We start from the raw sequence: 12,453 nt of genomic DNA on the forward strand, positions 1-12,453 counted from the left end.
TTCAGTGTGTTTCACTGATGAAAACGGAAGATAGAATACTTCCAATAATTAAATAGTTTTGAAATTTCCGGTGGCGATAGCTAAGGGGATCCACCTGTTCCCATTCCGAACACAGAAGTTAAGCCCTTATACGCCCAAAGTACTTGGCTGGAGACGGCCCGGGAGGATAGGTAGCTGCCGGATTCTATTTTCAATATCCTATGTAGAGGGTCCTTTTGCCAAGTGCTTAAGGGCTTTTTACTTTTCTGTTTTTTGCTCAGCCTGTCTTTCTTTTGTCTGCATTGACCGGGGCATGCAGATATGCTAAACTTTTAAGAGTCGAGGTGTAGGCAGCTTGTGGGAAGCAGATGGGCCCTGTCCGGAGAATGACGGGCATACTGGACTTTCCGCTGCCGAAGCATAGCATATATGGAAGGAAAACCAATGGATAAAATTGCAGTATTGATCCCATGCTATAACGAAAGCAGAACGATCGGTAAGGTAGTCAGTGACTACAAAGCGGCCTTGCCGGAGGCAACGATTTATGTTTATGACAATAATTCTGTTGACCATACGGACGAGATCGCGCGGGAGGCAGGCGCAGTCGTCCGGTATGAGCGGCAGCAGGGTAAGGGGAATGTGATCAGAAGAATGTTCCGCGAAATTGAAGCGGAATGTTACCTGATGATAGACGGAGACGATACCTATCCGGCGGAATATGCGCGGCAGATGGTGACGGAGGTGCTTGAAAAGCAGGCCGATATGGTGGTGGGCGACAGGCTTTCCTCCACCTATTTCACGGAAAATAAGCGCCCGTTCCACAATATGGGGAATTCATTGGTGCGCAAATCGATCAATGCACTTTTTAAAAGTGATATCAAGGATGTCATGACAGGCTACCGCGCATTCAGTTATCTGTTTGTGAAAACCTTTCCCGTGCTGTCAAAGGGTTTCGAGATAGAAACAGAAATGACGATACATGCAGTAGATAAAAATATGCGCGTTACAAACGTGATCATCGATTACCGGGACCGGCCGGAGGGAAGCGAATCAAAGCTCAATACCTATTCAGACGGCCTCAAGGTACTCAAAACGATCTTCAAGTTCTATAAGAATTATAAGCCGCTGGCGTTTTTCTCCATTATTGGGCTCATTTTGTTTGTAATAGGCGTATGCTTTTTCCTGCCTGTTCTGGCCACCTATATTGAAACAGGACTTGTTCCGCAGTTCCCTTCCTTCATTGCAAGCGGGTTCTTTGTGCTTGCGGCGCTCCAATCGGTATTCGTTGGGCTGACCCTCGATGTTTTGCGCCAAAAGGACCGGCACGATTTCGAAATGCGCCTGAATGATATGCAGGCACGGTTTGGAAAGGAAAAGGAACAGTGAGCATGGAGTCCTCCTTTGCAAAAAACAGAAAGGGTATCCTTTTAATGATATTGTCCTCCGTATGTGTCTGTATCGGGCAGCTTTTCTGGAAGCTTTCCGCAACGGAAGGACTCTCTTTCATGATAGTCGGCTTTGTTTTTTATGCGCTGGGCGCTCTTATTATGCTTGTCGCCTATAAGTACGGAAGCCTTTCTGTACTTCAGCCCATGCTGAGCTTAAACTATATTTTTACGATTTTTCTTGCCGCTTTTGTATTGGGCGAGGTCATCACACCAACTAAGCTTGCCGGGATTCTGGTCATTACGGTGAGCGTCGTATTGATTGGAGGTGGAGACCGTTAACCCGCTGTATATTCTGATTCTGCTCATTATGACGATATTGGGCTCGGTCGCCGCGCTGTTTCTGAAAAAGGCTTCGTCCTTTCAGAACCTCAGAGAGCTTCTGTGCAACCGGAATCTTTACATTGGCGGCGTGCTTTATCTTGCTGCAGCCTTGCTCAATATTTATATTTTGCGGTTCCTCGATTATTCTGTGGTATTGCCGCTTACCTCGATTACCTATATTTGGACGATGATATTATCCTATCTTATTTTAAAGGAGAAGATCACCGCAAAAAAAATAATCGGAACGGTTGGGATCTTGATCGGCGCTTTGCTGATCACACTGTAGAAAAGCCGCGCTTCATGGGGCGCGCTCATTCAGAACATAAAAGGACGGAAACTATGGATGTTATGCTGAACAAGCCCTATCGGGTATCGCGGCCCGCTTTATGGCTGCTCCTTGGGCTCGGGGTCTGCGCATTGGCTGCGTTTGGGATAGAAGCCGGCTATAAAATATTATGGGAAAAGCTGATATCCGGACAACCGGCACAGAGCCCGGAGCGCATTGCCGGTTTTTTTGCGTTTGCCTATTTTATCTTTCTGCATTTTGTTATCAGGCCGGAACGCATTTATCAATTTATTTACCGATACCGTTTCGCGCTCGCACTCGCGGTTTTCGTGTTTTGCGTGGCGATGCAGTTCCATGGCTCGTCTATGAGCGTATGGAATGTCTATCTGGAGCCCGGCGACGAGCCGAGCCGTTTTCAGGAGCCTATTTTCGGGAGATACCGGGGGATCCGTTCGGATGAATGGAATGTATTTACGCCTCTTGCTCTGTCGCAGGAGTTCAATGACTATGGGATCATGAACCCGATATCCCGCGCATGGCCGACGGATATGCTGACGATCTATAATCAGCCGGTGTGGGATATCACGCTGATCGCAAAGCCCTTTTACTGGGGCTATCTTTTGCTCGGCCCGTCGTACGGGCTGTCATGGTTTTGGGCAGGCCGGCTGATCGCGCTGTTCCTCGTCACCTTTGAGCTGTTTATGCTGCTGACCAAAGGGAAAAAAGGATATTCCGTTATGGCGGCTTTCCTGATCGCATTCGCGCCGGTCGTGCAATGGTGGTTTGCCATCAATTTTTTTGTGGAGATGCTGGTGGCAGGGCAGCTTGCGATTTTGATGATCTATCATTTTATGAATACAGATCATTTGCTGAAAAAAGCGATTTACGCATTTGTGTTCGCGCTGTGCGGATTGGCTTATATTTTTGCGCTGTATCCGGCTTGGATGATACCGCTTCTCTATGTGTTCGCCGTTCTCGCAATATGGGTAATAGCCTCGAACTTCAAAAACGGAAAACGGAGAAAGGCGGAATGGTTCTATGTGATCGGCGCATTGCTTCTGATCGGCGGTATCGCGGGCTTCTGGTATCTGCGGTCGGAAGAGGCATTTGCACTCACCATGAACACGGCATATCCGGGAAAACGCGTCTATACGGGCGGCGATGTGCGCGGAATGCTGTTTGCCTATACGAGCAACCTTATCACGCCATACCTCAGCACACCCAATCCGTGCGAAGGGGCCATGATGTATGGCTTTTTCCCGTTGACGGAAATCATTGCACTGACCTATCTGATCAAAAAGAAGGGGAAAGACCTGTTAGTCGTTCTGCTGCTTCTGCTGGATGCCGCATTTCTGGCATTTGCAATATTCGGCGCACCGGAATGGCTGGCAAAGGCTACGCTGCTCTCGAATACGACTGCACGGATCCTTCCCATCATCTGTTTGATCGAGATCATCCTATATCTAAAAATATTGTCGGCGACCGACGAGCCATTGGCAGCGAAAAAATGGAGCAGAGCGGTATTCATCGTGCTCGGGATATTGCTTTCCTGTTTCGCCGTGTGGGCGGCCGCGCGCAGCATCGACCCGATCTTGCTTCCGGAGCACGGGGTGCCAAAAGCCTATTGGATCGGATTTGCCGCGATCATGAGTGCGTTCATGGCCTATTTCTTCCTGCATAGAAAAGGGCTGCTGAAGAAGCTGTTTATTATCTGTGTCTGTGCTCTCGCCTTTTTGTCCGGTGCATTCGTCAATCCGATCATGCGGACGGCAGATGCGATCTACGATAAACCGCTGGCCGAAGCGGTGCAGGAGCTCCAACAGGAAGAGCCGGGAACATGGATCGCAACAGATCAATACTCCAATTTTCTGATCGCAAATGGCGCGCCTACCATTACTTCAACGAATATCTTCCCTGCGCTCGAGCGGTGGGAGCTGCTTGACCCCGACGGAAAAAGCGAAGAGATCTATAACCGCTATGCCCACATTGTCCTATCCTTCACGGAGGAAGAGACGGCGTTTGAAAGCGGAGCGGCTGTAGATACGTTTACATTGAGGCTGAATCCCAACGATTTGTTTACTTTGGGCGTAGACTACATCTGCACATCGCCGGAAACCGATATTCCAACGGAGCACTTTGCAGGAACGCTGACGCTGGTTTATGAGGACAGCCGCGCGGTCATTTACCGTGTCGGTACGGACTAAAAGCCTTGCCGTATATGATCCGGCAGATGATATAGCATTCATGGAGCGAAAAGCATTCCCCTGCGGAATGCTTTTTTTGCGGCAGGTACAGACACGGTACAATGATATCCGCGCTTGGCTTTTGAACGGGTTCGCGCTGGCTGCGGAATGGCGGAAAGGAACAAAAAGAAAAGCCAGCATTCGAAAATACTGGCTTGCTCTGTTAACTTCTATCGATCAATATCTTCTCGGCCGTCTCCTGCGCCTGCGGCGGACGATTCGGAAATGACGTATCGTTCGCATGACGACGACAAATACTGCGAAGCATATTCCGATCCAGATGAGAACCCACATCAAAATGTAAGTATAGCTCCGCTCGAAAAGAGCTACTAACGCCCGGTTTTCATCAAGATTGAAACTGTATTCCGGATCGGAACTGATGATCTTGCCCGGAAGATCTGCATCATACCAGCCGGAGAAACGCCAGTCCTGAGCCGGAGAAGCGCCGACTGTCACTACGCTTCCGCCCGGATATGCACCTGTTCCCACAACCGTTCCCGTTCCCTCAGGGCTGACTGAAACGTCAAGCTGATAGGTCGCGGCGAATTTAGCCGTCAGCGTGGCAGGCGTATCGGCAGAAACGGTGAACGTATACTCAAGCTCCGTACTAATAGGCTCCTCCGAAGACGGATCCGCAAACCAGCCGATAAAATTATAGTTTTCCGCCGGAGCCGCCGTTACGGTAACGTTGTCGTTCAGCATATATTCTGTACCGCTCTGTGAAACGGTGCCGCCCTCCTGCGGGGAAGCATTGAGCGCAAACGTATATTTTTTTTCGAATCTTGCCACATAAGTCCGGTCTTCTTCAAGCGTGTAGGTGAATTCAGAACCGGATTCATCGACGGCGCTTCCATCCTCGCGGAACCAACCGGCAAAGATATAGCCGTCTTTTGGAACTGCTTTCACGACCGCATTCGTACCCTCGGAAATATCGCCGCCTCCGGGCATATCGTTGACAGTCACGTCGCCGCCGTCAGCTGGTTCTGCGGTGACTGTGACCGTATAGGCAAACGCAGGCGACGCAAATGCGAGCGTAAGTACTATGACGATCAGAAAAATAACAAATTTCTTCATAAAACTCTCCTAACTAATACATAATATTCTAACGGGAATCCAAAAAAGTGTCAATCGTTTGCGGAAACGTTTCAAAAAAGTTAATAATATGCAGGAAATATATAAAAAAGTGATTATACGGCATAAAAAACAGGGTAAATATATGACCGGAACAGTAACCCGGTAAAGGGCGGATATGCCCCGCCCGCAGGAATAGGAGGAAAAGAATGAAAGAAATTTTTCTGGCAGGCGGCTGCTTCTGGGGCGTGCAAAGGTATTATGATCAGATTGCCGGCGTGATCGGTACGCAGGTCGGCTATGCCAATGGGAGGACCGTTGGCCCGACCTATGAAGATGTGTGCCGCGGAGATTCGGATTTTGCCGAAACGGTATGGGTGCGTTATGATGAAAATAAGATAAGCCTTGAAGACATACTTACGTTGTTTTTTCGCATCATCGACCCTACGGCGCGCGATCGTCAGGGAAACGACGTAGGAACACAATACCGGACAGGCATCTACTATGTTGACCCTGCGGACGAATTCAAAATACGGAGCTATATTGCGGCGATACAGCCGAACTATCCCCGAAAGATCGTCACGGAGATCGAACGCCTCAGGAATTACTATACCGCCGAAGCATATCACCAGCATTATCTGGAAAAGAACCCGGGAGGATATTGCCACATCAAAAAGGAGGACTTTCAATATGCAGGGACGTATACACCGGTATAAGCGGCCGGATAACGATACGCTGAAGCGGGAGCTTGCACCGGAGCGTTATCATATTATGGTAGAAAACGGAACGGAATATCCATTTTCGAACAAATACTGGGATTTCGGCGGCGAGGGAGTCTATGTAGATGCCATAACGGGAGAACCGCTTTTTTCCTCGCGCGATAAGCTGGTATCCTCCTGAGGATGGCCCAGCTTTTCTAAGCCGCTGTGCAAGGAGCACATCATAATGCGGCGGGACGATTCCAACGGCATGGTCCGCACGGAAGTGCGGAGCACGGAGGGGGATTTTCATCTTGGACACGTATTCGAGGATGGACCGGCGGAAACGGGCGGAAAACGATATTGCATCAACGGCGCTGCCTTGCGTTTTATTCCACAGCAGGAGCTGAAAAAGCAAGGCTATGGCTATCTGGTGCCCTATTTAGAGGACAGAAAAAAGCGGGAAGAACGGGATTGACACGTCTGCGCCGCATGCCTGTAATGAAAAGGCAGAGATAAAAACACAGTCCCGGCCGGTAGTCCGGGCGCGGTATAGGCCGTCAGTAACCTGCCTCCTTGGTTCTTCTTTCTTTGCGCAGCAAACTGGAAAGAGGGGAACCGTTATGGATGGCGTGGCGTTCAGCCTGACGGTGTTTTTTGAGGCGCAGTTTTGGGTAGGGTAGGCGTGTTTGAGCGGCGCTGTGCGGACGGAATGTCCGTATGTAAGCTCACGTTTGGGGCGGAACCGAAAGACTGCGAGGTATACGCGGTATGGCTTGCGCATTGGAACGGGCTTGCTTTCAGCCCACTGGTGGAAATGGAAAGATATCCGCGGCGGGCAGCACGGAATCCCAAACGTATGCAGCGGACGGCGCAGGAAAAGGAACGCAGGTTTTATCTGCATCGGCAGAAGAAAAAAGAAAAGCACCGGGGAAGATGATTTTCCCGGTGCTTTCCTATTCACATTGTCAAGTCTGCTGAGAATCGGAGAAAATCATGCGGACCGGTGTCATGTTTAAAATCGGCAACGCGGGCCGCCGCATATTCTGCTGCCGATGTAATACCGATCGCTTCCGGCCATTATTTTTTCCGGCCGGCCCGCAGACGAATGTAGGTATGCTTGACGTGCGGATTTCCGGACGGCCTGATGTCGATGTCGAACTGATTCAGTGAGCCGATGAACTGAGACAGCTTGGAATATCCGTAGTTGCGGGAATCAAAATCCGGATAACGTTTGTTGAGCACATTGCCGACGGCGCCGAGAAAGGCCCAGCCGTCGTCGTCCGAGATATCGTTCACGATTGCCTTGATGGCGCGTGTCACCTGAAAACGGGTCGCCATCGAGGTCCTGCGTCCCGTTTTTTCTTCGGGAGCGGACTCGGAGGAAGGCTCCTGAACGTTCTCCGTACTGGAAGCGAGCACCTCAAGATATTTGAATTTCTCGCAGGCTGCGATAAACGGAGCAGGCGTTTTTTGCTCACCCATGCCGATCACAAACATTCCGGCCTCCCGCAGACGCGCGGCCAGCCGGGTGAAGTCGCTGTCCGAAGATACGATACAGAATCCGTCCACATTTCCGGAATAGAGGATATCCATCGCGTCGATGATAAGAGCGGAATCCGTCGCGTTTTTTCCTTTGGTATAACTGTATTGCTGGATCGGAGCGATCGAATAATTGAGCAGCACCTTTTTCCATGCGGTGTTGTGCGTCGTTGTCCAGTCGCCGTAGATACGCTTATAGGTGGGCGTACCATAGTTGGAAATCTCATCGAAAATAAATGAGATATATTTGTCCGATACGTTGTCCGCGTCGATCAGGACAGCAATTCTTTTATCTGTTTCGTTTTCCATAAATTGATCCCTGTTCTTTTATAAAATGAATCTATTATAACTATTATAACATAAATCACAGAACATTAAAGACTGCTTGAATCCACTGCATGGTCGCGGTTCTCAAATTCCCGCATCAGATCCGCGACGGTGGTTGCATCCAAAAGGCAGGCAACAGCCCGGTCTACCTTGCTCCAAACCTCCCGGTTCAGAAAAGAACGCAGGGAAGAGGCGCCGTTTTCCGGCCCGTCGAGAAGCGACATACTGCTCTCGAGCGGTTCGAGGATCATACGTATCGTGATCTGGTCGGCCGGAAGAGCAGGAAGATAACCGCCGCAGGAGCCTGCCGAACCGTGAACGAGACCAGCTTTTTTGAGCGCCGCAAAAATCCCCTCCAAATAACCGGAAGACAGGTATTGACGCTTTGCGATGCTGCGCAGGGAAATATATTCCCCCTGCGCATGCATACAAAGATCTATCATGGCACGCAGGCCATATCTTCCGCGGGTCGATATTTTCATGACGTTCCCTCCTTGGCCCGAAATGCCTCCGCAAGGGAGGCCAGTGTGATACCATCCAGAACACCGCCGATCTCATGAGAAAGACGGACCCACAGGGCCCGCGACACGCACCGGTCGCGCATCGGACTTTTGCAGGCAGAAAGGTCTTCCGCGCAGGCGACGGGAACAAGCGTTCCCTCGAGCGTACGCACAAGACTTCCCACACTGGTTTTTTCAGGAGAGGAAAACAGGAAACCGCCGCCTTTCCCGCGGACGGCCGACAGCAGTCCGGCTTTGCGCAGACGGAAAAAGATCTGTTCCAAATATCCCTCCGATATTCCGGTTCCCGCAGCGATCTCCGCGATACGCATCGGCCGGCCGCCGGAATACAGAGCCATATAAAGCAGCGCCTCAAGCGCATACCTGCTTTTTGTCGAAAGCTTCATAGAATAAAATCCTTTCTATAATAATTTTATTGTAAGGTTTTTTTGCCAAAAAATCAATAAAAGATTATTTTTCCTATTGACTTACTAATATTTTAATGCTATACTTCCGCCATAAAGATTATTAAACAAATAGGAATTATAAATTATAAGTAAGGAGATAGCAGAGATGACGAGGGAATTCAGGTTCGAAACAAAACAGCTTCACGCAGGACAGACTGTGGACCCTACGACAAAATCGCGTGCAGTTCCCATCTATCAGACGACGTCGTACGTGTTTGACGACACACAGGAGGGGGAAGACCTTTTTGCCCTCAGAAAACCGGGCAATATTTATACCCGGCTGATGAACCCGACGAGCGATGTCTTTGAACAGCGCATGGCGGCGCTTGAGGGAGGCTCTGCCGCTCTGGCAACGTCGTCCGGGTCGGCGGCGATCACATATTCCATTCTGAATATTGCGGGCGCGGGCGACCACATCGTCGCTGCGGCCACACTTTACGGAGGGACCTATAATCTTCTGCATACGACGCTGCCGCGTTTTGGCATCGAAACGACGTTCGTACAGCCGGATGATCCCGAAAATTTTGCAGCGGCAGTCCGTGAAAACACAAAGGCGCTCTATATCGAATCCCTCGGGAACCCGGGTATCAACGTGATCGATATAGAACGGGTAGCGGAGATCGCACACGAAAATAAGTTACCGCTTATCGTAGATAATACGTTCGGGACTCCCTATCTTATCCGCCCCTTTGAGTTTGGTGCAGACGTCGTCGTGCACTCTGCAACCAAGTTCATCGGCGGGCACGGAACGTCGATCGGCGGCGTGATCGTCGACGGAGGAACCTTCGACTGGGCGGGCGGAAAATTTCCGTGGTTCACACAGCCGGACGAAAGCTACCACGGTATACGGTTTGCGGACCTTGGAGCGGCGGCGTTTGTGACCAAAATACGCGTGCAGCTCATGCGTGACACCGGCGCGTGCCTGTCTCCGTTCAATTCCTTCCTGTTCCTGCAGGGGCTGGAAACGCTTTCCCTGCGCGTGGAGCGGCATGTTGAAAATGCAAAACGCGCAGCGGAATACCTGAGCGGGCATGAAAAGGTAGCGTGGGTCCATTATCCGTCGCTCGCAGGCGACCGGTATCACGCGCTGGCCCGGAAATATTTTCCAAAGGGTGCGGGTTCCATTTTTACATTCGGCGTCAAAGGCGGCGCAGAAAAGGCAAGGCAGTTTATCGACCGTCTGGAGCTGTTCTCCAATCTTGCCAACGTAGCGGATGCAAAATCGCTCGTCGTACATCCGGCATCCTCCACGCATCAGCAGCTTTCCCCCGAGCAGCAGCGCGCGGCGGGTGTGACGCCCGATCAGGTACGGCTTTCCATTGGGCTTGAGCACATAGACGATATTTTAGAGGACATGGAAGCGGCGTTCGCGCGGATCTGAAACATCAGGAAAAAAGGCGGAAGGGATCCGTCTTTTTTTGTGCCGTGGAAAATTTTGCACGTAATCTAAAAAAATTGCAGAAGGTGGCTTGACAAAGAAGCAGCAGTGTGATATTTTTAAATAAAGTCACTATGTTACTACATAACGATAAAGGTCTAAAAAATGTTTGAAAAAGAAAAAATAGATAAGGGAACTCCGATTCCACTATACTTTCAATTAAAAAATATCATTTTAAAATATATCAATGAGGGGAATTTAAAACCCGGTGACTCGATCCCTACGGAGATGGAATTGGCGCAGATATTCGATATCAGCAGAACGACGATACGGCAGGCAATTACAGAATTGGTCATGGAGGGGTATCTTACCCGTGTAAAGAGCAAAGGAACGTTTGTTCAAAGGCCGCCGATCCGGCAGGAATATATCAGGAGCGTCAGAGCCTCGCATGAGCATATTCGGCAGCAAAATATGGTACCGAGGACAAAGATTCTTGAGCTTCATGAGGATACGGCGGATGAGGAAGTTGCGGAAGAACTGAAAATCGAGACAGGTTCACCGATTGTGAAAATGATGCGCCTGCGCTTTGCAAATGAAGAGCCGATTCTCTACACAGAGAACTATCTTTCTATTTTTGCAAAAAAAATATTAGATGTTGATATGGAAAAGTGCGGACTATTTGAATTTTTGGATCGTGATGATAAGACGCGTATTACAAAATCCGTGCGCACACTCAGCGCGGTAGCAGCCAATGAGGAAGATGCAAAACTTTTGAACATGAAGATAGGAGAACCTATTCAACTGTCAAAATCGATCAGTTATAATCAATTTGGAATTCCAATTGAGTATGCGATCGTTCGTTTCCGTGGCGATCGAAATATCTTTACTGTCGAATTGCATATCTAAATATGCAGATATTTTTTTATCACTATATATAGTAACATAATAACATAACTACATAGAATCTATAATAGGATCAAAAATTTGGCATAACTGTATGTCAAGAAGAAATATATCAGGAGGTTTTATGAAATGAAAAAAACAAGGCTCTTATTCGTCCTAGCAGCGGTATTGTTATTGGCATTTACGTTTACAGCATGTGCACCCGCAGAGGACGGAGGATCATCAAGTGGGACGGAATCAGCTGCGCCGGAACAAGCGGAAAGCAGTGAGCAAAGCAGTGAAGCTGCGGCGGAAGCGCTGGATGTTGTATATCTTATGCCCTCTACTGAGTCCCAATACTGGGGAGAATATACATTGATCGGCGTAGAAAATGCCGTACAGGATATTCAAGATGAATACGGAATCACGATCAATTTTTCAACAGCAGGACCAGCGCAGGAATCCGAAACGGATGCTTATATAAAAGCGTTTGAAAACGTTATCGCAAAGCAGCCCGATGCGATTATTACTGCAACGACAACTCCGGATGCAACAGTACCGTTAGTTGAGGAAGCCTTTAATCAAGGGATACTTGTAAATTTCCTGGGTATGGCGGTAGATGATGCTTATCAGGAATACTACGGGACAGATTTCCGGTCAGACCAGAGTGCGCTTGGAGAAAGTGCTGCAGAAGCCATGCTTGCAAAGATGGAAGAAAAAGGAATTGAGCCAAAAGGAAAGATCGGTATACACATGTCGGTTGTCACCCCATCGCTTGAGCTGCGCATTGAAGCATTCAAAAATTATTTGGCAGAAAATGCTCCGGAAATTGAATGCTTAGATACCTTATATAACGAAAATGACGCAAATAACGCACAGGCAAATGTTGAAAATCAAATATCAACTTACGGCGATGAAATAATAGGATTCTACGGCGCAAACAATATTTCGGGTGATGGTATTGCACTTGCAGTTAAAAATGCAAATATATCAGAGCGGATTGTGTCGGCTGCAATTGATTCCGACGATTTGGAAATTGAAGCGCTTGAACTTGGGAATTTAGATGCAATTATTGTCCAAGATCCATATAAAACAGCATATGATGCTACAATGGATGTTTACAATGTTCTGATAGAAGGAAAAGAGATGCAGAAAGTGGTCAATATTCCTTGCACAATCGTCACCAAAGAAAACATGGAGGAAGATGCCATCAAAGCGCTGCTGAATCCGCTGCTGAATGAACGAAGCTAAATTTCTCCGGGGCTTTCGGCATTAAGCCGAAAGCCCTGATTAGATAATTTTAGGAGAAAC

The 12,453-nt window shown here is 48.8% G+C and carries 12 protein-coding genes, 1 rRNA gene and 2 pseudogenes; 11 read left to right on the forward strand and 4 right to left on the reverse strand.

All coding sequences use genetic code 11. The features are described 5' to 3' along the window. The first annotated feature begins 66 nt into the window (after positions 1 to 66). The 5 genes from rrf to PUP29_RS10395 all read left to right on the forward strand — a co-directional run bounded on the left by rrf (position 67) and on the right by PUP29_RS10395 (position 4,238). Positions 67 to 183, forward strand: a 5S ribosomal RNA gene (gene rrf, locus PUP29_RS10375). A gap of 240 nt (positions 184 to 423) precedes the next feature. Continuing rightward, positions 424 to 1,365 carry a glycosyltransferase family 2 protein gene (locus PUP29_RS10380; RefSeq protein ID WP_079545987.1) on the forward strand — a complete coding sequence of 314 codons (942 nt, stop codon included), beginning with the start codon at positions 424 to 426 and terminating at the stop codon, positions 1,363 to 1,365. A 2-nt stretch (positions 1,366 to 1,367) separates the two neighbouring features. Beyond that, the gene (locus PUP29_RS10385; RefSeq protein WP_079545985.1) at positions 1,368 to 1,706 is read left to right on the forward strand and encodes an EamA family transporter; all 339 of its coding nucleotides are present in this window, start codon (positions 1,368 to 1,370) and stop codon (positions 1,704 to 1,706) included. Positions 1,707 to 1,734: 28 nt separating this feature from the next. Continuing rightward, on the forward strand, positions 1,735 to 2,034 hold the full coding sequence (locus PUP29_RS10390; RefSeq protein ID WP_079547784.1) for an EamA family transporter: 300 nt from the start codon (positions 1,735 to 1,737) through the stop codon (positions 2,032 to 2,034). A gap of 53 nt (positions 2,035 to 2,087) precedes the next feature. Continuing rightward, positions 2,088 to 4,238, forward strand: a complete 2,151-nt coding sequence (locus PUP29_RS10395; RefSeq protein ID WP_079545983.1) for a DUF7657 domain-containing protein — start codon at positions 2,088 to 2,090, stop codon at positions 4,236 to 4,238. Between the two features lie 216 nt (positions 4,239 to 4,454). Here PUP29_RS10395 and PUP29_RS10400 read toward each other — a convergent pair whose 3' ends face one another. Beyond that, positions 4,455 to 5,351: an InlB B-repeat-containing protein gene (locus tag PUP29_RS10400; protein WP_079545981.1), complete on the reverse strand. Its 897-nt coding sequence runs from the start codon at positions 5,349 to 5,351 to the stop codon at positions 4,455 to 4,457. 206 nt (positions 5,352 to 5,557) lie between these two features. On the opposite strand from PUP29_RS10400, the gene msrA reads away from it, so the two are divergent. From msrA to PUP29_RS10415, 3 genes and pseudogenes are all read left to right on the forward strand, one after another. Beyond that, positions 5,558 to 6,064: a peptide-methionine (S)-S-oxide reductase MsrA gene (msrA, locus tag PUP29_RS10405; protein WP_079545979.1), complete on the forward strand. Its 507-nt coding sequence runs from the start codon at positions 5,558 to 5,560 to the stop codon at positions 6,062 to 6,064. Beyond that, positions 6,039 to 6,524, forward strand: a pseudogene (gene msrB / locus PUP29_RS10410) (peptide-methionine (R)-S-oxide reductase MsrB). Before msrA ends, msrB begins: the two are co-directional and overlap by 26 nt. Positions 6,525 to 6,669: 145 nt before the next feature. Next, positions 6,670 to 6,986 (forward strand): annotated as a pseudogene (locus tag PUP29_RS10415) (YjdF family protein). Between the two features lie 140 nt (positions 6,987 to 7,126). On the opposite strand, the gene PUP29_RS10420 reads toward PUP29_RS10415, so the two are convergent. The 3 genes from PUP29_RS10420 to PUP29_RS10430 form a co-directional block, all read right to left on the reverse strand. Further along, positions 7,127 to 7,897, reverse strand: a complete 771-nt coding sequence (locus PUP29_RS10420) for an NYN domain-containing protein (protein ID WP_079545977.1) — start codon at positions 7,895 to 7,897, stop codon at positions 7,127 to 7,129. A 65-nt stretch (positions 7,898 to 7,962) separates the two neighbouring features. Then, complete coding sequence (locus tag PUP29_RS10425; RefSeq protein WP_079545975.1) at positions 7,963 to 8,397, reverse strand: RrF2 family transcriptional regulator; 435 nt, start codon at positions 8,395 to 8,397, stop codon at positions 7,963 to 7,965. Further along, entirely contained in the window at positions 8,394 to 8,822 is a 429-nt protein-coding gene (locus tag PUP29_RS10430) for an RrF2 family transcriptional regulator (protein ID WP_079545974.1), read from the reverse strand. Before PUP29_RS10430 ends, PUP29_RS10425 begins: the two co-directional genes overlap by 4 nt. Before the next feature lie 166 nt (positions 8,823 to 8,988). Between PUP29_RS10430 and PUP29_RS10435 the strand changes: the two genes are divergently transcribed. The 3 genes from PUP29_RS10435 to PUP29_RS10445 all read left to right on the forward strand — a co-directional run bounded on the left by PUP29_RS10435 (position 8,989) and on the right by PUP29_RS10445 (position 12,393). Then, on the forward strand, positions 8,989 to 10,263 hold the full coding sequence (locus PUP29_RS10435; RefSeq protein WP_079545972.1) for an O-acetylhomoserine aminocarboxypropyltransferase/cysteine synthase family protein: 1,275 nt from the start codon (positions 8,989 to 8,991) through the stop codon (positions 10,261 to 10,263). A 162-nt stretch (positions 10,264 to 10,425) separates the two neighbouring features. Then, the gene (locus PUP29_RS10440; RefSeq protein WP_079545970.1) at positions 10,426 to 11,166 is read left to right on the forward strand and encodes a GntR family transcriptional regulator; all 741 of its coding nucleotides are present in this window, start codon (positions 10,426 to 10,428) and stop codon (positions 11,164 to 11,166) included. A 126-nt stretch (positions 11,167 to 11,292) separates the two neighbouring features. Continuing rightward, positions 11,293 to 12,393 carry a substrate-binding domain-containing protein gene (locus tag PUP29_RS10445; protein WP_079545968.1) on the forward strand — a complete coding sequence of 367 codons (1,101 nt, stop codon included), beginning with the start codon at positions 11,293 to 11,295 and terminating at the stop codon, positions 12,391 to 12,393. Positions 12,394 to 12,453 lie beyond the last annotated feature (60 nt).

The organism is Christensenella massiliensis, from assembly GCF_040409835.1.
In the GTDB taxonomy this organism is placed as follows: Bacteria; Bacillota; Clostridia; order Christensenellales; family Christensenellaceae; genus Christensenella; species Christensenella massiliensis.

Coding starts and splice junctions, on each gene's coding strand:
- PUP29_RS10380 (WP_079545987.1), top strand. CDS start 424: ATGGATAAAATTGCAGTATTGATCCCATGCTATAACGAAAGCAGAACG.
- PUP29_RS10385 (WP_079545985.1), top strand. CDS start 1,368: ATGGAGTCCTCCTTTGCAAAAAACAGAAAGGGTATCCTTTTAATGATA.
- PUP29_RS10390 (WP_079547784.1), top strand. CDS start 1,735: ATGACGATATTGGGCTCGGTCGCCGCGCTGTTTCTGAAAAAGGCTTCG.
- PUP29_RS10395 (WP_079545983.1), top strand. CDS start 2,088: ATGGATGTTATGCTGAACAAGCCCTATCGGGTATCGCGGCCCGCTTTA.
- PUP29_RS10400 (WP_079545981.1), bottom strand. CDS start 5,351: ATGAAGAAATTTGTTATTTTTCTGATCGTCATAGTACTTACGCTCGCA.
- msrA (WP_079545979.1), top strand. CDS start 5,558: ATGAAAGAAATTTTTCTGGCAGGCGGCTGCTTCTGGGGCGTGCAAAGG.
- PUP29_RS10420 (WP_079545977.1), bottom strand. CDS start 7,897: ATGGAAAACGAAACAGATAAAAGAATTGCTGTCCTGATCGACGCGGAC.
- PUP29_RS10425 (WP_079545975.1), bottom strand. CDS start 8,397: ATGAAAATATCGACCCGCGGAAGATATGGCCTGCGTGCCATGATAGAT.
- PUP29_RS10430 (WP_079545974.1), bottom strand. CDS start 8,822: ATGAAGCTTTCGACAAAAAGCAGGTATGCGCTTGAGGCGCTGCTTTAT.
- PUP29_RS10435 (WP_079545972.1), top strand. CDS start 8,989: ATGACGAGGGAATTCAGGTTCGAAACAAAACAGCTTCACGCAGGACAG.
- PUP29_RS10440 (WP_079545970.1), top strand. CDS start 10,426: ATGTTTGAAAAAGAAAAAATAGATAAGGGAACTCCGATTCCACTATAC.
- PUP29_RS10445 (WP_079545968.1), top strand. CDS start 11,293: ATGAAAAAAACAAGGCTCTTATTCGTCCTAGCAGCGGTATTGTTATTG.